Here is a 17,877-nt window from a genome sequence, read left to right on the forward strand (position 1 = left end):
GCGTGCAGATCGAGTGGGAGGCGGGGGGGGTGAAGGTGGGCGTGCCGACCGGCGGCGACGGTGCGAGAGATGGCGAGAGCAACAGCGACCTCGACGTCGACGACGCCCCCGACGGGACGCCACGACCCGTGCACCTGCGTCCGCGATACCTCCTCCTCGTCGCCGCCGGCGGCACGGTCGGGACCGGGGCGCGGGAGGGCCTGACCCTCGCGTTCCCCGCCGATCCCGCCTTCGACACCGTCGTCTTCGCCATCAACATCGTCGGCGCGCTCCTGCTCGGCGTACTCCTGGAGAGCCTCGCCAGAGCCGGCAGCGACGAGGGCCGACGCCGCACCGCACGGCTGCTGCTCGGTACCGGAGCGCTCGGAGGCTTCACCACCTACAGCACCCTCGCCACCGACACCGCCCACCTGCTCACCACAGGACACCCCGCACCCGCCGCCCTCTACGCGCTCGGCACCGTCCTGCTCGGTGCCCTCGCGTCCTGGACCGGAGTCGCCCTCGCCGCAGCACTCCACCGGCGACGCACGCAGAGGAAGGTGCCGGCATGACACCCGCACTGTTCCTCGCGCTCTCCCTCGCCGGTGGAATCGGAGCCGCAACACGGCTCCTCCTCGACGGGCTCATCAAGGCCCGCACCGGCGGCGCCTATCCCTGGGGCACCACCGTCATCAACGTCACCGGATCACTCCTCCTCGGCCTGATCACCGGCCTCGCCCTCGCAGGCATCGCCCCCGAGCCGTGGCGACTCGTCCTCGGCACCGGCTTCCTCGGCGGCTACACCACCTTCTCCACCGCCAGCCTCGAAACCGTCCGTCTCCTCGCCGAAGGACGCCAACTCGCCTCCGCCATCAACGCCCTCGGCACGCTCCTCCTCAGCGTCATCGCCGCAGCAACAGGACTCTGGCTCGGAGGCGCGCGATGAGCATCATCGATGCACCCTCACCGGCAGTGGTGGTCGGCCTTGCCGGCGTCGATTCCGGCCCGGAGTCGGGGCACGCAGGGTCCTTCCGTTCAGCGGGTGCGGTGCGCCGTGAACGACCTCGCCGGCGTGTCATCACGGGGCGATCTGGTCGCGTCTCTCCATGAGCGGTCCTGCCGTTGCGGGGTCCCGGGCGGCTCATCACGGCATGCCATCAGGCGGCTGAAGGCGGTCAGCCGTACCCGGGACCCCTGGCGCGTTCCGGAGCCGACAACTGCCCCGAATCCACGGAGACAACGGTGAGGAAGGCGGTCGGACTTCGGGGGAGCGACGCCGACCGGGACGCGGAGCGGCGTCACCAGTGGGAGGGCCTCGACCCCGCGCTGCGCTCCCTCGGCTTCCCGAAGGGGCTGTGACGCCGGCCCGGTGGACCTCACCGGGCCGACGCCCGCGCGCTCAGCGGTGCGCGGGTCGGAGCCCCAGCAGCGTGTCGACGACCACGAAGGCCGCGAGGCTCGCCCCCAGGAGCGGGAGGAACAGCCCGACCGCGGCGGCGACGACCAGGACGGACGCGACTCCCCACCACGGCGCGCGCCGGAGCGCTCCCCGGGCCGGCGGGGTGCCGCCGAGCCGCCGGCGGCCGCGGGCGGGGCGGCGCTTCCACCACATCAGGTACCCGAGCACGACCATCGTGGCGATGCCGGCCGCGGTGACGAACAGCAGCAGCTGGTTGGGCAGCCCGAACATCGAGCCCATGTGCGTGTCGATGCCCCAGCGGGAGAGCTTGGCGACGAGGCCGGTGTCGGCGAAGTCGACCCGGTCGACGACCTGCATCGTGCTCCCGTCGATCGCGACGCCGTCGACCTCGGTCGGGAAGCTGCGCTGGATCTCCTGCACGACCCAGGCCGAGCCCTCCGCCGCGGGCGGCCGGATCTCGACCAGTCCCGTGTTCACGTTGACCTCGCGGGCGACCGAGAGCACCGAGTCGTAGGCGGCCGGCGAGTAGCCCGCCGTCGACTCGACGGCGTCGCCGGTAGCCGCGCCGTGTCCGGCGTGCCCGGCGTGCTCGTCGGCCACCTCGCCGGTCCGGTCGCCGAGCGTCGTCCCCAGCGAGGGTGTGGTCCAGCCGACTGCGGAGCGGAGGGTCTCGAAGTTCCCGCCTCCGTACAGCGACCAGGTGATGCCTGTGGTTGAGAGGAACAGGGCGCCGACGAGCAGCCAGACGCCGGTGGAGGCGTGCCAGGAGAACAGGCGCTTGTAGCCGGTGGTCCTCGGCGCGGGGCGCAGCAGGTCCCTCTTCACGCGGGCTCGGCGGAGGCGGATGATCCAGAGGCCCAGGCCGGCGAGGGCGACGACCCCCAGCCAGGAGGCGGCGAGCTCGCTGTAGGAGCGGCCCACGTCCCCGAGGTGCAGCGTCCGGTGCAGGTCGCTGACCCAGGTCCGCAACGGCAGGGCGCCGCTGGTGCCGTAGGCGGTGAGGTCGCCGCGGACGGCGGCGGTGGCCGGGTCGATGAAGACCGCGCGGGTCTCGCTGGCGCCGAGCGACGGGTCCGCGTACATCACCCGGGTGGTGTCGCCGGGGTTCGGGGCGGGGCGGACGGCGACGATGCTCTGCCCGCCTCCGGTGTACGCGTCGGCGGCGTCGATCTGGTCGGCCAGGGGCAGGTAGGCGTCCGCTTCCGGGGCGTGCAGCTCCTGCGCGTAGACGACCTGCTCGAGCTGCGGGGTGAGTGCGTAGAGCGCTCCGCTGGTCGCGGCGACGAGGATGAACGGCCCGACGAACAGGGCGGCGGAGAAGTGCAGGCGGAGCAGCAGCTGTCCGAGCCAGCCTGCGCTGCTTCTGTGCGGCGGGGGCGGGGGGTCGGCGGAGTCGCGGGGTCTCGTGGCGGTGGTGGTCATACTTCTGGTCCTTCGGTGCTGTGGCGGGTGCCGGTGAGGGTCAGAGGAGGGTGTCGCCGATGTAGCCGCCCTCGACGCAGCCCGGCGGGATCGCGAAGACGGCGGAGCCGATCGGCGTCGTCCACTCGTTGAGCAGGTCCAGCTCGTCCAGGCGCTTCTGGATCGGCACGAACTGCGCGGTGACGTCGGCCTGGAACGCCGCGAAGATCAGCCCGGAGTTCGAGATGTCCTCGCCCGTCGGGGTGTCGTCGTAGTTGTAGGCCCGGCGGTGGAAGCGCTCGGCGGTGTTCTCCGAGCGGGCGCGCCTCATGTGCGAGAACTCCGGGATCACCGGGAAGCCGATGGTCGTCGTCGCCTCGAAGTCGGGCTCGTCGGCCTCCGCCGTCCCGGTGAGGGGCGCGCCGTTCGCGAGGGTCCGGGGAGGAGACGGGTCGGTCAGACGCTGCGGGGACCTCCGGGGAGGTCCTCGCCGCGGCTCGCGTCGATGATCAGGAGGCGGGCTGCAGAGGGGGGCCGCGCCGCAGCGCCGCCTGGGGGAAGACGCCCGAGGCGAGGGGGAGCACGTCGCGCAGCTCGAAGGAGGAGCGTTGCGCGGGTCGAGGAGCGGCCACCGGAGTCGGCAGGACCCGCACCAGGCGGGTGACGAGGTGGCTCGTCGTCGCGGCGACACTGACGAGGAGGGACTCGCCGCGGTGGAGCGCCGCGGTCGTCGCGACGGCGGCGACGAGGTGCGCCGCCCACATCGAGGAGCCGGTCATCCCGCTGTGCGTCATCGCCGCGCTGACGTCGATCACGGCACCGTGGTGCGCGTGCAGGGTCGGCGGATCGACCGGCCCCGCGAAGGTCCCGATCGTGAAGAGCGTGTGGAACAGGAACTGGCTGACTCCCACCGAGGCCGCCAGGCGGACCAGGGAGAGCCTGCGCCCGGCGAGCGCCACGCACACCAGGACCGACAGGACGAGCGGCATCGCGACACCGAGCGGACCCGGGATCTGGCCGCCACCGGCCACGTGCGAGAACAGCGCGACGAGCGTCGCCACCGTCGCCGCGACGACACCCCGGAGGGTGCGCAGCGGGCGCGACGACGACATCTCCCCAGTGTCGCAGACGCCTCCTTCCCGCGGAGGACCGCTCCCGGGCGAGAGGGGCGGCCGGCCGACGGTTCCTCTCAGCGGGCCGCGGAGGCTCCGGGGCGTCACTTCTCGGGCCGGACCACCAGCCCGACGCCGCCGCCGCGCCGCACCGGTTCGGCGACCGCGGTCATCCGGCCGGAGGGGTCGACCTCGATGGCGGCCACCGCCCCGATCTGCGCGGCCGAGGTGAAGGTGTCGCCCGAGGGGACCAGCTGCTGGCCGAAGGGAGCGAGGTCGTCGGCGTACGCCTCGATGAACTCGGGCTCGGCGGAGGTCGTCGCGCCGTTGCGCTGGGAGGCGCGGGGCGCTGCCACCGCCTCGGGGAGCGTCATGCCGAGGTCGATGCGGTTGACCAGCGTCTGCAGGACCGTCGTGATGATCGTCGATCCGCCCGGCGAGCCGACGACGAACCGCACGTCCCCGCCGTCGAGCACGATCGTCGGCGACATCGACGAGCGCGGGCGCTTGCCCGGCTCGATCCGGTTCGGGTCCCCGTCGACGAAGGTGGGGGAGAAGTCGGTCATCTCGTTGTTGAGGAGGAAGCCGCGGCCGGGGACGGTCATCGCCGAGCCGCCGGTCTGCTCGATCGTGAGCGTGTAGGAGGCGGCGTTGCCCCACTTGTCGACGACCGAGAGGTGGGTGGTGGAGATGTTCTCGGTGTCCGACTCCTCCGCGGCGGGGGCGGTCGCGCATCCGGAGCCGTCGAGAGCGCCGGGCGCGACCGGGCGGACGGAGGCGGTCGCCGGGTCGATCGTGCAGTCCCGCGAGTCCGCGAACTCCTGGCTGAGGAGCGTCTCGGTGGGCACGTCGACGAAGGCGGGGTCGCCGACGTAGGCGCCCCGGTCGGCGAAGGCGCGGGCGGACGCCTCGAGGTAGAGGTGCAGGGCGCTGCCGGTGTCCTCGGCCGCGAGGTCGTGGTTCTCGAGGATGTTGAGGGCCTCGCCGACCGCGATCCCGCCGGAGGAGGAGGGTGCCATCCCGTAGACGTCGAGTCCGCGGTAGGAGACGCGGGTCGGCGCCTGCTCGGCGACCGAGTACGCCGCGAGGTCGGCGGCGGTCATCGTGCCGGCCGGGGCCGGGAGGTCCGACCCCTCGGCGATCCGCGGGTTCTGGACCGTGTCGGCGATCTCGGCGGCCAGCGCGCCCTCGTAGAACGCGTCCGGCCCGTGGACGGCGATGGAGGTCAGCGTCTTCGCGAGGTCGAGGTTGCGGAAGGTGCTGCCCACCTTCGGCGCGTCCCCACCGGGGAGGAAGAGCTCGGCCGTGTCGGGGAACGCCTGGAACCGCTCGAGGTTGTCGAGCGTCTGGTTGCGGAAGGTCTCGTCCACCCGGAAGCCCTTCGCCGCGAGCGCGATCGAGGGCGCCAGCACGACGGGGAGCGGCAGGGTGCCGAAGCGGTCGACCGCGGTGTCCCAGGTCGCCACCGTGCCGGGCACGCCGACCGCGACGCCGGAGGAGACGAGGTCCGGGGTGAACGGGTACGGGGCTCCGGTCGCGGGGTCGAGGAACGCGTCCGAGGTGATGCCGGCCGGCGCTGTCTCGCGTCCGTCGATGGTGCTGACCTCGCCGGAGGCCTTGTCGAAGTAGACGAAGTACCCGCCTCCGCCGATGCCGGCGCTGTACGGCTCGCTCACGCCGAGGGCCGCGGCCGTGGCGACCGCGGCGTCAGCTGCGTTGCCGCCGCGCTTCAGCACCTCCATGCCCACGCGGCTCGCGTTCGCGTCGACGCTCGAGACCGCTCCGCCGTAGCCCACCTGCGTCGAGGGCGAGATGAGGGGTCCGCCGAGGAAGTCGCGGATCTTCTCGGGCGTGAGCCCGCTGTCCTTCAGGTATCCGGAGACGGGCCTGTCGAGAGCGGACGCCGGTGCGGCACCCGCCACTCCCACTGCGACGACCGCGACCAGCGCGATCGCGATCCTGCGGAGCACGGGTGTCGTGGCCATGGCGTTCCTCCATCGGAACTCAGTGGTGCGCGGTCGGCGATGCGGGTCCCCCCAACCTAGGGGCGAGGTGGGGGTGCGGGGTAGGGGGTGCCCGGTCGAGCTCGCCGCCGTCGCTCAGTCCCGGCTCGGTGCTGACGGCCCGTCGGGGATGGCGGGCAGTGCGTCGGTCGGCGGTATCGCGAACCAGAAGACCCCGTCCGCGAGCCGCGCGCGTTCCAAGGGCGCGCCGAGGGGCTCGGCCGTGTTCAGCGCCGCATCGACTCCCGTCGAGACGGGATCGTCGTTCGCGGCGTGCGGTGGGAAGCGGAAGCGCTGACCGATCAGATGGTCGCCGTCGAGACGGCGCCGGTAGACGATGCAGACGCTGTTCGGGCTCTCGATCCAGGTCCGGACCACGTCCACCACGGAGGCGTAGTTCTCGAGGATCTCGTCCTCCAGGACCCTCTTAACGACGGCAGCCTCGGTCGAATCGTGCATGAGCAATCCCTCCTCGGGTGGCGGACCGAGGAACTCGGCCCGCCACGGACGGTAGCCGAACCATTTTCGGCAGGGCGGAGGAGGCGCGCTCGAGCTCCGGAGCGGCGCGCGCCCCTCCTGGCCGGCAGGCCTGCGTCGGTACTGCTGACGGAGTCGTCGGGGCTCCTGATCCGGCCCGCGTGTCGACTCGTCCGGCAGCGCTCTTGACAGGCGAGCGAAGTAAGTGTTCGATCAGTCACATGCCTTCCCCCTCCTCCCGCTCCACCGCCGAGGCGCAGCGCGAGCGGATCACCGCGGCGGCGCTCCACGTGTTCGCGCGCACCGGCTACGCCGCGACTCCGATCACCGAGGTCGCCGCCGAGGCCGGCGTCTCGCCCGCCTACGTCTTCCGCCTGTTCCCGGGCAAGCTCGGCGTCTTCGTCGCCGCGGTCGACCGCTGCTACGAGCAGGTGGCGACCACGCTCGCGGCGGCGGGGGAGGCCTCGCCCTCCTCGGACCCGGCCGACCGGCTCGAGGCGATGACCGTCGCCTACATCGACCTGATCGCCGACCGCGACCTGATCATGCTGCAGTCGCAGGCGCAGAGCGCGTGCGACGTCCCCGAGATCCGCGAGGCGGTGCGCCGCGGGATCTCCGCGGTCGTCCGGACGGTCACCGTCGTCTCCGGAGCCGACGGCCCGGCCGTGCAGCGCTTCGTCGCCTACGGGCAGCTCTGCCACCTGATCGTGCAGACCGACCTCGGCGGCGTCGACTCCGAGTGGGCCCGCATCGTCTCCGACGGCATCCGGCACCGCGACTGAGCCCGCGGCGCTCGCCTCTCCTCCTCTTCTTCCTCTCCTCCTCTCCTCCTCTTCTTCCTCTCCTCCTCTTCGCCACCATCCCTTTTCATATCCGCTTTTGTGACTGTTCAGTCACTCACCTACGACCTCAGGAGCCCCTCATGTCCACCACGCTTCCCCGCACCACCACCCGCGTCGTCCTCCCCGGGATCGTCGAGCCGTCCGGGCTGCTCCTCGAGCAGGCACCGGTCGAGCCTCCCGCGGCCGGCGAGCTGCTCGTCGCCGTCGAGGCCACCGGCATCTCGTTCGCCGAGCAGTCGATGCGCCGCGGCCGCTACTTCGCCCAGCCGCCGTTCCCCTTCACGCCCGGCTACGACCTCGTCGGCCGGGTCCTCGCGGTCGGCCCCGGCGGCGACGCGTCGCTCGAGGGCCGCCGGGTCGCCGCCCTCACCAAGACCGGCGGTTGGACGGGTCACGCCCGCGTCGCCGCCCGCGACTGCGTTCTCGTCCCCGACGGAGCCGCGTCCGAGGACGCCGAGGCCGTCGTGGTCAACGGAGTGACGGCGTGGCAGATGCTGCACCGCTCGGCCCGGGTCTCCCGCGGCGACACGATCCTCCTGTTCGGCGCGAACGGCGGAGTCGGCGGCCTCGTGCACCGCCTCGCCCGCCTCGAGGGGATCCGCGTGATCGGCGCCGCCTCGCCCCGCCACCACGAGGCCCTCCGAGCGGCCGGAGTGGAGCCCGTCGACTACGCCGATCCCGACCTCGCCGCCCGCGTGCGCGAGCTCGCTCCCGGCGGAGTGCAGGCCGTCTTCGACAACGTCGGCGGAGCGACGACCCGGCTGGCGTGGTCGCTGCTCGCGCCCGGCGGCACCCTCGTCGCCTACGCGATCGTCAGCGCGAGCACCGGGAGCATCTGGCCCCCGTTCCTCCGCCAGCTCGCGCGGATCCAGGCCTACCAGCTGGCCCCCAACGGCCGGCGCGCGGTCTTCTACGACCTCTGGTCGGGCCACTCGCTGCGGCCCGCGCGCTTCCGTGCGCGGCTCGAGGAGGACCTCGGCCGCGTGCTCGGACTCCTCGCCGACGGCTCGCTGACGGCCAACATCGCCGCCCGCTTCCCGCTCACCGGGATCGTCGAGGCGATGGAGCTCGCCGAGTCCCGGACGCTCGACGGCAAGGTGATCCTGCTGCCGTGAGCGGGGTGCGTCCGGGCGGAGGGTGATTCCGGCGCGGAGGCGCCCGGGCGGCGAGCAGGGGAGAATGGCGCGGTGGACACGGGACTGGTCGAGGTGCTGAAGGCACTGGGCAATCCCACGCGACTGCAGATCATGGAGTGGCTCCGCTCTCCTGAGGCGTCGTTCAGCGAGTTCGAGCCGATCGCCGACCGCGCCGAGTTCGGGGTCTGCGTCACGCATCTCGCCGCGAAGAGCGGTCTCGCGCAGTCGACCATCTCGTCGTACATGGGATCCCTGGAGCGCGCGGGCCTCGTCCGCTCGACGCGCGTCGGGAAGTACACCCACTACCGGAGGAGCGACGCCGACGTCGACGGGCTCCTGAAGCGCCTCGGAGCCTCGATCTAGCGACATATCGCGAATCGTCGATATGATCGGCGGCATGACCGATGCTTCCGAGGCCGCTCCCGCTCGCCGCGCTCTGCTCGTCCACGCCCATCCTGAGGAGCGGTCCTTCTCCTCGGCGCAGGCGGACGCGGTCCTCGAGCAGCTGAGGGCCGACGGCATGGAGGTCCGCCGGCTCGACCTGTACGCCGAGGGCCGGGATCCGGTGCTGCACCGCGACCAGTTCGCGCCCGGCTCCGGCTACTTCAAGCCGCAGGCGCAGCAGATGACCGCGGTCCTCGAGAAGACGCTCGGGGAGCCCGTCACGAGCGACCTCGACGAGCTGATGCAGGCGGATCTCCTGGTGCTCTCGTTCCCACTGTGGTGGTTCTCGATGCCGGCGATCATGAAGGGCTGGATCGACCGCGTCTTCGTGATGGGCGCGACGTTCGGAGGCGAGCACGGCGTCTTCGCCGAGGGCGGCCTGCGTGGCAGGAGCGCGATGCTCCTGCTGACGACGGGCGGCGGCGAAGCGGCCTTCGCGCCCGGCGCCGCCGACGGCTACGGCGACCTGCAGTCGTTCCTCTTCCACATCCATCGCGGGATGCTCGAGTTCGTCGGGTACGACGTCCTGCCCCCGGTGGTCACCTACGGTCCCGCCCGCCTCAACGCGGCCGGACGCGAGGACGCCCTGCAACGGGCTCGAGCGCAGGCGTCCGCATCGACGGCCCGGCTGCGCGGCGCGTAGCCTTCGCCGCTGCGCCTCCCGGCCGCCCTCAGTCCCGCGACCGGCTCGCGTGCGCGCGGGCCTTCATCCGGTTGCCGCACGTCGCCATCGAGCACCACTTGGCGGTGCCGGGGCGGCTGCGGTCGAGGAGGAAGAGGTTGCACTCGTCGTTCGCGCAAGCGCGGAGCCGCCCAGGGAACCGGGCGTTCACAGTGGACCAGGCGAGGACCGATTCCACCGCGAGTCGATCCGGCTCGGGAGCGCTCAGCTCCCACACGACGCCCTCATCGGTGACGCGCGGGGTGCGCACGGCGCGCGCGACCAGGTCCGCGAGCTCCGTGACGGCCGCGGGCGCGTCCGAGCGCACGACGGCCTGGAGTGCGTCGCGGGCGCGGCGCAGCCGCTCGAGCTCGTCCTCGGTGCCGACTCCGCCCCACCGCCGGGCGAGCTCGCGACCGGACGCGTCGCCGAGGTCGTCCGTCGGCCGTCCGTCCACCACGGGCGCGCTGTTCAGCACCGCCAGGAGCAGCTCCTCGTCCCGATCCATCGTTCCCCGTCCTCCCGCGCCGTGCGGCCCGTTCGATCCATGCTAGCGTCCGACTAACCAGTAAATCTACTTGAAGGGGTTAGCCATGGTCGTCGTCCATCACCGCACCGTGTCCGTCGACGGACTCGACGTCTTCTGGCGGGAGGCCGGGCCCGTCGACGCGCCCGTCCTCCTGCTGCTGCACGGGTACCCGAGCAGCTCGCACATGTTCCGCCACCTCCTCCCCGCCCTCGCGGGGCACTACCGCGTCATCGCCCCCGACCACATCGGCTTCGGACGCTCGTCCGCGCCCTCCGTCGAGGACTTCGACTACACGTTCGCCGCCCTGACCGCGGTGACCGGCCGCTTCCTCGAGACCATCGGGGTGACCCGGTACACGATCTACGCCCAGGACTACGGCGCCCCCGTCGGCTGGCGCCTCGCCCTCGCCGATCCGTCCGCGGTCGTCGCCGTGATCTCGCAGAACGGCAACGCCTACGAGGAGGGCTTCGTGCCCGGCTTCTGGGACCCGATCTGGGCCGACGCCGCCGAGCTGACCGACGAGACGCGCGACGCCCTCCGGCCGGCTCTCGGCCGGGAGGCCGTCGAGTGGCAGTACACCCACGGTGTCCCCGACTCCAGCACCGTCGATCCGGACGCCTGGGAGCACGACCTCGCGCTCCTCGCCCGCCCCGGCCAGGACGACGTGCAGCTGGCGCTCTTCCGCGACTACGCCACCAACCGCGAGCTCTACCCCGCGGTGCAGGCGTGGATCCGCGAGTCCGGAGTCCCCGTCCTCGCCGTCTGGGGCCGGAACGACGAGATCTTCGCCCCCGCCGGCGCCCAGGCGTTCCTCCGCGACGCGCCTCACGCGCGCATCGAGCTCGTCGACGGCGGGCACTTCCTGCTCGAGTCCCACCTCGACCGCGTCGTCAGCGCGATCACGGACTGGCTCGGCCGCGAGTGACGGGCCCGTGAGCCGGGCGGGCCCGCTGATTCGGCCTCGCGGGAGCGGCCACGGACGCCTGCTCCTGCTGCCGGCAACCGCGCCGACGTCGGCGCAGCCGGGTCGCGATCCCGACCCGCTGCGCCCGGCGAGACCCTCCTGCCCGGCGTCCCTCAGCGGCTGAGGAGGGCGACGAGGTCGGTCGCGATGCGGTGCTCGACGTCGGCCGGGACGGGCTGCACGGCGGCGTCGAGGTCCGCGGTGACGACAGCGGCGAGGCTCCGGGCCTGCAGGGTCAGGCCGAGGTCCATCGCCTGGATCGGATTCCCGCCGGCCGCGGTGAGGTTGATCATCCGGCCGTTCTCGAGGCGGACGATCCGCTTGCCGTTCTTCAGGCGGATGCCCTGCCGGCGCTGTCCGTCGGCGAACTCGGTGGTCGACTCCGTGGCGGCCGCGAGGGCGTCCTCGTCGATCTCCCACGGGAAGTGGCCGACGCCCGCGATCACGGCGCCGTCGGCGAACGCGTCGATCTCCGCGGCGCCGATGACGCCGGGTGCGCCGGTGGCGGTGAAGACGAACTGCGCGTCCGAGAGGACGTCGGCGACGGGTCCGACACGGTGGCCGCGGAGGATCGCCTGCAGCGAGCGGATCGGGTCGACGTCGGCGACGGAGACCCGCGCTCCGAGCTGCGCGAGGGTGTCGGCTACTCCGCGTCCGCACGGGCCGTAGCCAATGACCGCGGCGCGGGTGCCCGGGATCATGAGGTTCGTGGCGTTCATGAAGCCCTGGACGACGCTCTGGCCGACCCCGTACTCGTTCTCGACGATCAGCTTGAGGGGCGAGTCGTTGATGACGACGACCGGTCGCGGGAGGGTCGCGCTGTTCTCCCGCAGGCGGATGCCGCCGGTGGTGGTCTCCTCGGTGCCGCCGAGGTAGTGGTCCGGGACGCCCGAGTTGATGAGCCGGAGAGTCAGGTCGGCGCCGTTGTCGAGGGTGAGATCGGGATCGTGCTCGAGCACCTTCTCGATGTTGCGGAGGTGCTCCGCCTCGCCGTCGCTCTGCTTCGTGTGCACGTGCACGCCGAGGGCGCGGAGGTCGTCGGCGACGTCGTCCTTCGTGGTTCCGGGCGAGCCCGTCAGAGCGATGTCCATCCCGGCCTCGACGAGGAGCGAGACGAGGGCGGCGGTCTTGGGCTCGACGTGGAGGCAGATCGCCAGCTTCTTCCCGGAGAGCACCGGAGCGAGCTCCCGGACGGCCTGCGCGGTGAGGGGCATGTGGTCGAGAGCCCAGCGGCTCGCCGGGTGGGAGAGGGAGGAGGTCATGGCAGGTCCTGTCTGAGTGGGTACGTGGGGCGTCGAGTGGGGGCGTCGTGTCGTCGGCGGCGCGGGAGTCGCGTCAGGGCGCTCGGTCCCCGGCGGGCTGCCGCCGCGCCCGGCGTCCCGCGTGCGTCGAGCGCGCTGCCCGGTACGGAAGGTCCTGAGGAGGCCGATCGCCGGGGACGGCCGCGAGAGGCAGCACTCGCCTGCTCTCTGCGAGATGGAGCCTGAGGTGCATCTCCTCACGCCGGGCCGAGGTCGGCACGGCGCGGATCGTCATCGGTGAGGACACCAGCCCAGTCTGTCGATCCGGACGAGCCCTCGCTCGGATGATCGTGCCCGGCGGCGGCACCCCGGGAGGGGCCGACCTGTCGTGCGGTGACGTCCCGCGCGGACTGACAGGCGCGCCGCGTCCGCTCACCCTCCGGTGACTGGGCGAGGGGCGTCGAAGAAGAGGTAGGCCACGAAGTGGATCGCAACGGTGGCGGCGATGCCGGCGGCGGGCGTGATCCAGAAACTCCTCAGGGGGGCGGAGAGGCGACGGACGACGATGAACGAGACGACGGGAGTGATGACGACGAGCACCCACGGAGCGAAGGCCGCCCATTGGACGGCCCGCCCGAGCGTCGACAGGTCGGACCACTCATCGACGGCCGGATAGTTCTCGGAGGCGTAGCTCAACAGTCCGAACGGGACCAGGTTGACGGCGACCACGAGGTGGACCAACGCGAGCACTCCGATCCGGAGGCGTGCACGAGCGAGGTCCAGTGCGCGAGTCGAGGAGGTCACGGGCGAAGGCTATCGGCGTCGCCGGGAGCACAGAAGGAGCGGTGGTCCTCGCTTTCGGCGGTCGCTGCGCTACAGCCGCGAGAAGAATCCAAGGCCCCTGAGGCGAGGGCGGCGCTGGTGAGCGCCACCGCTACCCTGACGCCATGCGCCGCAGTCTCGACGACCCTCTTCGGAACCGCGTCCGCACCGGCTCTCCGTCCGTCGCGTCCGCCTGATGGAGCGGCGACGGACGGACCGCTCGGAGCCGGTTCGCGAGTTCCGGCCCTCGAGGGCCCGGCAGAAGAACGAGTCGCGACGGCTGAGGCCCGTCGCCGTCCTCCCCGCGCTGGTCCTGCTGGCGGGGAGCGTCTGGGGAGTCGTGGTCGCCGACGACCGCGGTGCGGCGCTGGCCGTCTACCTCGGGCTGTTCGGCTTCGCCACCGTGGTGGCTCTGGTGATCGTCGGAGTGCTGGCGCTCCGCAATCGGCGGTTCCTCGCCACCGCGTCGCTCCGGATCTCGGACCGGGCGATCGAGTGCACGGACGCTCGAGGCAGGGTCGTGACCTTCGAGCGGGCCGACCCGTCGGTGAAGGCGCTGCTCGCATGGGTGCCCGCCGGCCCCAACAGCGAGGGGATCGATCTGCCCCCGTCGCTCATCCTGTTCCTGTCGGACGGGAGCCGGTCGCTGCGGCTCCGCGGGTCGGACTGGGAGATCGAGGACCTGCGGGCCGTCGTCGCCGCCGTGACGACGCCGCTCCTGCCGGCGGCGCGTGGCGTGCACACCGGTAGCTGGAGCGTGTGGGCGCGCCTGACCGGAGCCGCTCGTCGGCGGAAGATCGAGGCGCCGCCCGTCGCGGAGAAGACGCTCGGCCCCTCCGAGATCAACGAGCTGATCCCCGGGACGATGAGCTTCCGCGAGACCCGTCCGCTGACGTTCGCCCTCCTGATCGGGTTCGGCTCGGTGGCTCTCGTGCTGTGCGTCGTCGTCGGAGTCGCCTTCGTGGTGGTGCCCGGGTAGCGGTGCAGGTCAGCGGCCGAGCCGGGGACCGCTGGGCGGGAGACGCGGGCGACAGGCCCACGCTCCCGAGCGGCGACGTCGCCGGGGCGATCCTGCCCGCGCCCTAGGCTCCACGCATGACACTCACCCAGGACTCCGGTTGGATCTGGTTCGGACTCGCGATCGTCACCGCCGGTCTCGCCGAGCAGAAGGGCCGCTCGCGCTGGCGCTGGTTCGTGCTGGGGCTGCTGCTCGGGCCGATCGCGACGGCCCTCGTCGTGCTGTGGGCGCGTCCCGAGGGCGGAGTGGCGACGGATGTGCGCTGGAACTTCGCGATCGGCGCCGGCGTCGCCGCGGCGGCGCTCGTCCTCGTCGCCGTGACCTCGGCCCTCTGGCTGCTGCTCATCCCCGCCGCGATCGCGGCGCTCGCCGCCGGGCTGCTCGCCTGGCTGAGCCGCCGCGTCCCCTACGAGCACCTGCCCCGCTGACAACCGGCGGCTGGTCGAGTGTCGGAACTCGAGATCTCGCGGCCCGAGGCGGCAGGCGCGCCACTCCTCGGACAGGGTCGATGACCTCGCGAGAGTCTGCCGGCCGCGGCGTCAGCGTTTCGGCCAGGCCTCCCACACTCGACTGAAGGGCGCGGTCAGCTGCTGCCCGTCGTGGCCGATCCTGTGATGCACCCCGACGTCGTTGCTGTAGCCGCTCGACCAGCCGAGCTCACTGCCGCTCCCGATGCGGTAGCCGACGATGATGCCGTCCTTCCCGGCGGCGATGCTCTCCTCGTAGCGGCCCGCGACGACGTCGAAGACGGTGCGCTCGAGGTCGTCCGCGAGGGCGGTCCACTCGTCGTCGCAGGCGTCGCAGCCGCAGACGGGGTAGTTGAAGCGGTGCAGTGCTCCGGCGTGGAGGAGGACGCCGGGGAAGACGGTCCAGACGATCGTCAGAGGTGCGGCGTCGACCGACCGCGGCGTCACGCGGACGGCGCGGGCGGCCCAGGAGATCTCCGCTTCGTCTCGTGAGGCCAGGGCCGGGTCGTCCTCGACCGTGACGTCGTAGGTGCGCTCGAGGTGCTCGAGCAGGGCGTCCGCGACGGTGTGCAGCGGCTGGAAACGCTCGAGATCTCTCGTGACGGAGTAGCTCTCGTCCGGAGGCGACTCACCCTGCCAGCGAGTGCCGTAGGGGATGGGTCGGCCGTCCTCGCCGATGAAGACGCGGTCCGCGACAGCCGGTCGGGCGTAGCCCGTCATGGACGAGAGGGTACGACGCGAGCCGTCCCGCCGTCAGGTCGGCGACTTCCTGCCGACGGGTGCCGCCCCACCCAGCCGCACGTCCCCCTCCGGATACGCGTCGTGCGAGAAGCGCAACCGCACCCCCGCCGCCTCCACCCGCTCGAGCAGCTCGGACGTCCGCTCGTGCGCCCGCGCGTCGTCGCTGATGAACCGCGGCAGCCGGCGCAGGCGCCCGGACCAGCCGAGGAACTCCCGCCCCCACGCCGCGTCTCCGGCCACGAGCACGCGCCCCTCGACGAGCACCCCCAGGTGACCGCGTGCGTGCCCCGGCAGCGGCACCACGAGCAGCGACCCGTCGCCGAACAGGTCGAATCCGGTCAGCCCCTTGATCGTCGTCGCGGGCTGCTCGTCCGCCACGATCCCGGCCTCGAACCACGGCGGCAGCAGCGCGCGGAAGATCCCCTCGCGCACGCGGTTCCGCCGCACGGAGGCGACCTGGCCAGACGACAGCACGAACGTCGCGTCCGGGAACCAGCGCACGCCGCCCACGTGGTCCGGGTGCAGGTGCGTGAGCACCACGAACTCCACGTCGGCCGGGGTCAGGCCGAGGGCGAGCAGCCGCTGGTCGACGGTCTCGTCGTCCGGCACCGTTGCGGGCAGGATGCGCTCGTACAGGCGTCCGACGAGGCCTGTTCCGCGGAACGTCGGCGGGTAGCCCGTGTCCACGAGCACCCGCCGGCCGCTCGCGTGCGTGTACAGGAAGACGTTCGAGGGGAAGACGCGGCGGGGGAGCCCCTTCCCGCGGAACACCCGGGACAGCGGGAAGACGGTGCTCCCGCACGCCATCACCTGCAGCGACGACTCAGCCACGCGACCTCCTCAAGTGCTCGCCGACCCGGCGGATGCCCTCGGCCAGCGGCACGGTCGGCTCGTAGCCGAGCTCGGTCCGCGCCCGCGAGATGTCGAGGGTCTGCGCGTAGGCGAGGGTCGCCACGGTGTAGCGGGTGAACGGCGGCTCGCGGCCGGGCAGCAGCCGGTACACCCGCTCCAGGATCTCGGCGAGCGCGGTCAGCACGCGCAGGTCCACCCGGATGAAGCGCGGCTCCTCGCCCATCGCGGCGAAGAAGCGCTCGAGGAGGTCGCCGAGCGGAGCGGGCTCGCCGTTGGTGATGTTGTAGACGCCGCCGTCGGCCACGGGAGCGTCGGCGGCGAGCACCAGCGCGTGCGCGGCGTTCTCGACGCAGGTGATGTCGACGGGGTTCCGACCGCCGTCGAAGAGGGGGATGCCGCGGCGGCGGCTCGCGGCGACGAAGCGGGGGAGGAGGCTGGGGTCGCCGACGCCGATCAGGCCGCGGGGGCGCAGGATCACGAGCTCGGGGATCCGGCCGGCGCGGTGCGCCTCCTGCAGCAGCCGCTCCGCCTCGATCTTGCTGCGGATGTAGAGGCTCATCCGGCTGCCGGCGTCGACCTCCTCCTCCCGCACCAGGTACTGGTGGCGCCGGGCGGAGTAGATGCTCGGCGAGGAGACGAAGACGAAGCGGCGGATCCCGCAGCGCTCGGCCAGCGCGATCATCGCCTCCGTCCCCGCGACGTTCGCGCGCTCGAACTCGCTCCACGTGCCCCACGGGCTCGACAGAGCGGCGGCGTGCACGAGCACGTCGGCCTCGACGTCCGTCGCGCCCAGCTCGGCGAGGTCGGCGCGGAGGACCGTGGCGCCCTCCTCCTCCAGCCGCGCCAGCGCCTCGGGGGCGCGACCGGTGGCGAGCACGTCGTCGCCCGCGGCCAGGAACTCGCGCACCGCGTAGCCGCCGAGGAAGCCCGTCGCCCCGGTGATCAGCACGCGGCGCCGGCGCTCAGCGGACATCGACGACCTCCAGCCCGCGCTTGCGGCCCCAGTACCAGAGCAGGATCCCCAGGTACCCGAGCGCCTTGCCCTTCCGGATCGACATCAGCACGACCGCGTCCTTGTCGAGCAGCGCCTCGCTCCGCCCGATCACCTGGCAGACCTTCAGGTGCAGCTCCAGGTCCTCGTCGGTGTCGTCGATGCTCGAGCGCGGGAAGCCGTCGACCTGGAGGTACAGCGCGGCGTCGATCGCGAGGTTGCAGCCGGCGGCCATGAACATCCGGTACCGCTGGCCGGGGCGGCGGTAGAAGACGCCCGGGGCGTGCTCCATCAGGCGGATCAGCGCGGTGCCGAGCACGCCGTCGTACCAGCGGTAGACGGCTTCGTCCCGCCGCGGGGACAGGCGGCCGCCGACGAAGCGGGCGCCGCCGCGGAGGTCGGCCTTGAGGCGCGCCACCCAGTCGGCGCTCGGCAGGCAGTCGGCGTCAGTGCGGGCGACGGCCGTCGCGCCCTCGGCGATCGCGTGGCGGAAGCCGGTGTCGGAGGCGGCTCCCGTGCCCTTCTGCGCCTCGTCGATCACGGCGACCTGCCGCTCCGGGCACCGGCGGCGGAACTCCTCGATCACGGCGCGCGAGCCGTCGGTGCTGCCGTTGTCGACGAGCAGGAGGGTGAAGTCCGGATCGGTCTGGCGGGCGAGCGCGTCGAGGGCGCCGCCGAGCAGCTTCTCCTCGTCGAGGAAGGGCACGACCACCCAGAAACCGCGCGCGTCCATCCGTCCCCCGCTCCGGGACCATGGTGTCGGCGGGGGCCCGTGCC

At 72.6% G+C, this 17,877-nt stretch carries 20 protein-coding genes and 1 pseudogene; 9 read left to right on the top strand and 12 right to left on the bottom strand.

What is annotated here, in order from left to right; translation table 11 throughout:
* Window positions 1–2: 2 nt before the first annotated feature.
* Entirely contained in the window at window positions 3–551 is a 549-nt protein-coding gene (locus C5C50_RS14235; protein WP_308471838.1) for a CrcB family protein, read from the top strand.
* Window positions 548–925, top strand: coding sequence for a fluoride efflux transporter CrcB (crcB, locus tag C5C50_RS14240; RefSeq protein WP_104224798.1), 378 nt, complete (start codon window positions 548–550; stop codon window positions 923–925). Before C5C50_RS14235 ends, crcB begins: the two co-directional genes overlap by 4 nt.
* Window positions 926–1,378: 453 nt before the next feature.
* Here crcB and C5C50_RS14245 read toward each other — a convergent pair whose 3' ends face one another.
* From C5C50_RS14245 to C5C50_RS14265, 5 genes and pseudogenes are all read right to left on the bottom strand, one after another.
* A complete protein-coding gene (locus C5C50_RS14245) occupies window positions 1,379–2,821 on the bottom strand; it encodes a PepSY domain-containing protein (RefSeq protein WP_104273736.1) in 1,443 nt (480 codons plus the stop codon).
* A gap of 40 nt (window positions 2,822–2,861) precedes the next feature.
* Window positions 2,862–3,242 (bottom strand): annotated as a pseudogene (locus tag C5C50_RS14250) (Dyp-type peroxidase); the annotation flags it as partial.
* A gap of 67 nt (window positions 3,243–3,309) precedes the next feature.
* The gene (locus C5C50_RS14255) at window positions 3,310–3,912 is read right to left on the bottom strand and encodes a hypothetical protein (RefSeq protein WP_104263385.1); all 603 of its coding nucleotides are present in this window, start codon (window positions 3,910–3,912) and stop codon (window positions 3,310–3,312) included.
* Window positions 3,913–4,016: 104 nt separating this feature from the next.
* Window positions 4,017–5,897 carry a gamma-glutamyltransferase gene (ggt, locus tag C5C50_RS14260; RefSeq protein WP_104250437.1) on the bottom strand — a complete coding sequence of 627 codons (1,881 nt, stop codon included), beginning with the start codon at window positions 5,895–5,897 and terminating at the stop codon, window positions 4,017–4,019.
* Window positions 5,898–6,011: 114 nt separating this feature from the next.
* Window positions 6,012–6,374 (bottom strand): hypothetical protein, encoded by a 363-nt coding sequence (locus C5C50_RS14265; protein ID WP_104224922.1) that lies wholly within the window; start codon window positions 6,372–6,374, stop codon window positions 6,012–6,014.
* Between the two features lie 239 nt (window positions 6,375–6,613).
* Between C5C50_RS14265 and C5C50_RS14270 the strand changes: the two genes are divergently transcribed.
* From C5C50_RS14270 to C5C50_RS14285, 4 genes are all read left to right on the top strand, one after another.
* Window positions 6,614–7,174 carry a TetR/AcrR family transcriptional regulator gene (locus tag C5C50_RS14270; protein ID WP_104261361.1) on the top strand — a complete coding sequence of 187 codons (561 nt, stop codon included), beginning with the start codon at window positions 6,614–6,616 and terminating at the stop codon, window positions 7,172–7,174.
* A gap of 140 nt (window positions 7,175–7,314) precedes the next feature.
* Window positions 7,315–8,349: a medium chain dehydrogenase/reductase family protein gene (locus tag C5C50_RS14275; RefSeq protein ID WP_104273737.1), complete on the top strand. Its 1,035-nt coding sequence runs from the start codon at window positions 7,315–7,317 to the stop codon at window positions 8,347–8,349.
* Between the two features lie 72 nt (window positions 8,350–8,421).
* Complete coding sequence (locus C5C50_RS14280) at window positions 8,422–8,733, top strand: helix-turn-helix transcriptional regulator (protein WP_244230566.1); 312 nt, start codon at window positions 8,422–8,424, stop codon at window positions 8,731–8,733.
* Window positions 8,734–8,767: 34 nt separating this feature from the next.
* Window positions 8,768–9,457 (top strand): NAD(P)H-dependent oxidoreductase, encoded by a 690-nt coding sequence (locus C5C50_RS14285; protein WP_104273755.1) that lies wholly within the window; start codon window positions 8,768–8,770, stop codon window positions 9,455–9,457.
* Window positions 9,458–9,485: 28 nt separating this feature from the next.
* Here the strand turns inward: C5C50_RS14285 and C5C50_RS14290 are convergent, their stop codons facing one another.
* A complete protein-coding gene (locus C5C50_RS14290) occupies window positions 9,486–9,983 on the bottom strand; it encodes a CGNR zinc finger domain-containing protein (protein WP_104273738.1) in 498 nt (165 codons plus the stop codon).
* Between the two features lie 85 nt (window positions 9,984–10,068).
* Here C5C50_RS14290 and C5C50_RS14295 point away from each other — a divergent pair, with 85 nt between their 5' ends.
* On the top strand, window positions 10,069–10,929 hold the full coding sequence (locus C5C50_RS14295) for an alpha/beta fold hydrolase (RefSeq protein WP_104273739.1): 861 nt from the start codon (window positions 10,069–10,071) through the stop codon (window positions 10,927–10,929).
* Between the two features lie 152 nt (window positions 10,930–11,081).
* Here C5C50_RS14295 and C5C50_RS14300 read toward each other — a convergent pair whose 3' ends face one another.
* Both C5C50_RS14300 and C5C50_RS14305 read right to left on the bottom strand, forming a co-directional pair.
* The gene (locus C5C50_RS14300) at window positions 11,082–12,230 is read right to left on the bottom strand and encodes an adenosylhomocysteinase (protein WP_104273740.1); all 1,149 of its coding nucleotides are present in this window, start codon (window positions 12,228–12,230) and stop codon (window positions 11,082–11,084) included.
* 411 nt (window positions 12,231–12,641) lie between these two features.
* Window positions 12,642–13,013: a hypothetical protein gene (locus C5C50_RS14305; protein WP_104273741.1), complete on the bottom strand. Its 372-nt coding sequence runs from the start codon at window positions 13,011–13,013 to the stop codon at window positions 12,642–12,644.
* 214 nt (window positions 13,014–13,227) lie between these two features.
* On the opposite strand from C5C50_RS14305, the gene C5C50_RS14310 reads away from it, so the two are divergent.
* Window positions 13,228–14,010: a hypothetical protein gene (locus C5C50_RS14310; protein ID WP_104273742.1), complete on the top strand. Its 783-nt coding sequence runs from the start codon at window positions 13,228–13,230 to the stop codon at window positions 14,008–14,010.
* 116 nt (window positions 14,011–14,126) lie between these two features.
* The gene (locus tag C5C50_RS14315) at window positions 14,127–14,477 is read left to right on the top strand and encodes a hypothetical protein (RefSeq protein ID WP_104226336.1); all 351 of its coding nucleotides are present in this window, start codon (window positions 14,127–14,129) and stop codon (window positions 14,475–14,477) included.
* Between the two features lie 111 nt (window positions 14,478–14,588).
* On the opposite strand, the gene C5C50_RS17095 is transcribed toward C5C50_RS14315, so the two are convergent.
* The 4 genes from C5C50_RS17095 to C5C50_RS14335 are packed head-to-tail and all read right to left on the bottom strand — an operon-like array spanning window position 14,589 to window position 17,833.
* Window positions 14,589–15,236, bottom strand: coding sequence for a DUF6226 family protein (locus C5C50_RS17095; RefSeq protein ID WP_181133944.1), 648 nt, complete (start codon window positions 15,234–15,236; stop codon window positions 14,589–14,591).
* 33 nt (window positions 15,237–15,269) lie between these two features.
* Window positions 15,270–16,088 carry an MBL fold metallo-hydrolase gene (locus C5C50_RS14325; protein WP_104273743.1) on the bottom strand — a complete coding sequence of 273 codons (819 nt, stop codon included), beginning with the start codon at window positions 16,086–16,088 and terminating at the stop codon, window positions 15,270–15,272.
* Complete coding sequence (locus tag C5C50_RS14330; protein ID WP_104273744.1) at window positions 16,081–17,082, bottom strand: NAD(P)-dependent oxidoreductase; 1,002 nt, start codon at window positions 17,080–17,082, stop codon at window positions 16,081–16,083. The genes C5C50_RS14325 and C5C50_RS14330 overlap by 8 nt, the downstream gene beginning before the upstream one ends.
* Window positions 17,072–17,833: a glycosyltransferase gene (locus C5C50_RS14335; RefSeq protein ID WP_104261373.1), complete on the bottom strand. Its 762-nt coding sequence runs from the start codon at window positions 17,831–17,833 to the stop codon at window positions 17,072–17,074. Before C5C50_RS14335 ends, C5C50_RS14330 begins: the two co-directional genes overlap by 11 nt.
* Window positions 17,834–17,877: the final 44 nt, after the last annotated feature.

Origin of the sequence: Rathayibacter sp. AY1D9 (assembly GCF_002932395.1) — a bacterium.
GTDB lineage: Bacteria > Actinomycetota > Actinomycetes > Actinomycetales > Microbacteriaceae > Rathayibacter.

What these genes read in the sequence shown, in the direction of transcription:
- C5C50_RS14245 (WP_104273736.1), bottom strand. Translation starts at nt 2,821, where the DNA reads ATGACCACCACCGCCACGAGACCCCGCGACTCCGCCGACCCCCCGCCC.
- C5C50_RS14255 (WP_104263385.1), bottom strand. Translation starts at nt 3,912, where the DNA reads ATGTCGTCGTCGCGCCCGCTGCGCACCCTCCGGGGTGTCGTCGCGGCG.
- C5C50_RS14300 (WP_104273740.1), bottom strand. Translation starts at nt 12,230, where the DNA reads ATGACCTCCTCCCTCTCCCACCCGGCGAGCCGCTGGGCTCTCGACCAC.
- crcB (WP_104224798.1), top strand. Translation starts at nt 548, where the DNA reads ATGACACCCGCACTGTTCCTCGCGCTCTCCCTCGCCGGTGGAATCGGA.
- C5C50_RS14295 (WP_104273739.1), top strand. Translation starts at nt 10,069, where the DNA reads ATGGTCGTCGTCCATCACCGCACCGTGTCCGTCGACGGACTCGACGTC.
- C5C50_RS17095 (WP_181133944.1), bottom strand. Translation starts at nt 15,236, where the DNA reads ATGACGGGCTACGCCCGACCGGCTGTCGCGGACCGCGTCTTCATCGGC.
- C5C50_RS14270 (WP_104261361.1), top strand. Translation starts at nt 6,614, where the DNA reads ATGCCTTCCCCCTCCTCCCGCTCCACCGCCGAGGCGCAGCGCGAGCGG.
- C5C50_RS14335 (WP_104261373.1), bottom strand. Translation starts at nt 17,833, where the DNA reads ATGGACGCGCGCGGTTTCTGGGTGGTCGTGCCCTTCCTCGACGAGGAG.
- C5C50_RS14330 (WP_104273744.1), bottom strand. Translation starts at nt 17,082, where the DNA reads ATGTCCGCTGAGCGCCGGCGCCGCGTGCTGATCACCGGGGCGACGGGC.
- C5C50_RS14275 (WP_104273737.1), top strand. Translation starts at nt 7,315, where the DNA reads ATGTCCACCACGCTTCCCCGCACCACCACCCGCGTCGTCCTCCCCGGG.
- C5C50_RS14315 (WP_104226336.1), top strand. Translation starts at nt 14,127, where the DNA reads ATGACACTCACCCAGGACTCCGGTTGGATCTGGTTCGGACTCGCGATC.
- C5C50_RS14290 (WP_104273738.1), bottom strand. Translation starts at nt 9,983, where the DNA reads ATGGATCGGGACGAGGAGCTGCTCCTGGCGGTGCTGAACAGCGCGCCC.
- C5C50_RS14285 (WP_104273755.1), top strand. Translation starts at nt 8,768, where the DNA reads ATGACCGATGCTTCCGAGGCCGCTCCCGCTCGCCGCGCTCTGCTCGTC.
- ggt (WP_104250437.1), bottom strand. Translation starts at nt 5,897, where the DNA reads ATGGCCACGACACCCGTGCTCCGCAGGATCGCGATCGCGCTGGTCGCG.
- C5C50_RS14310 (WP_104273742.1), top strand. Translation starts at nt 13,228, where the DNA reads ATGGAGCGGCGACGGACGGACCGCTCGGAGCCGGTTCGCGAGTTCCGG.
- C5C50_RS14265 (WP_104224922.1), bottom strand. Translation starts at nt 6,374, where the DNA reads ATGCACGATTCGACCGAGGCTGCCGTCGTTAAGAGGGTCCTGGAGGAC.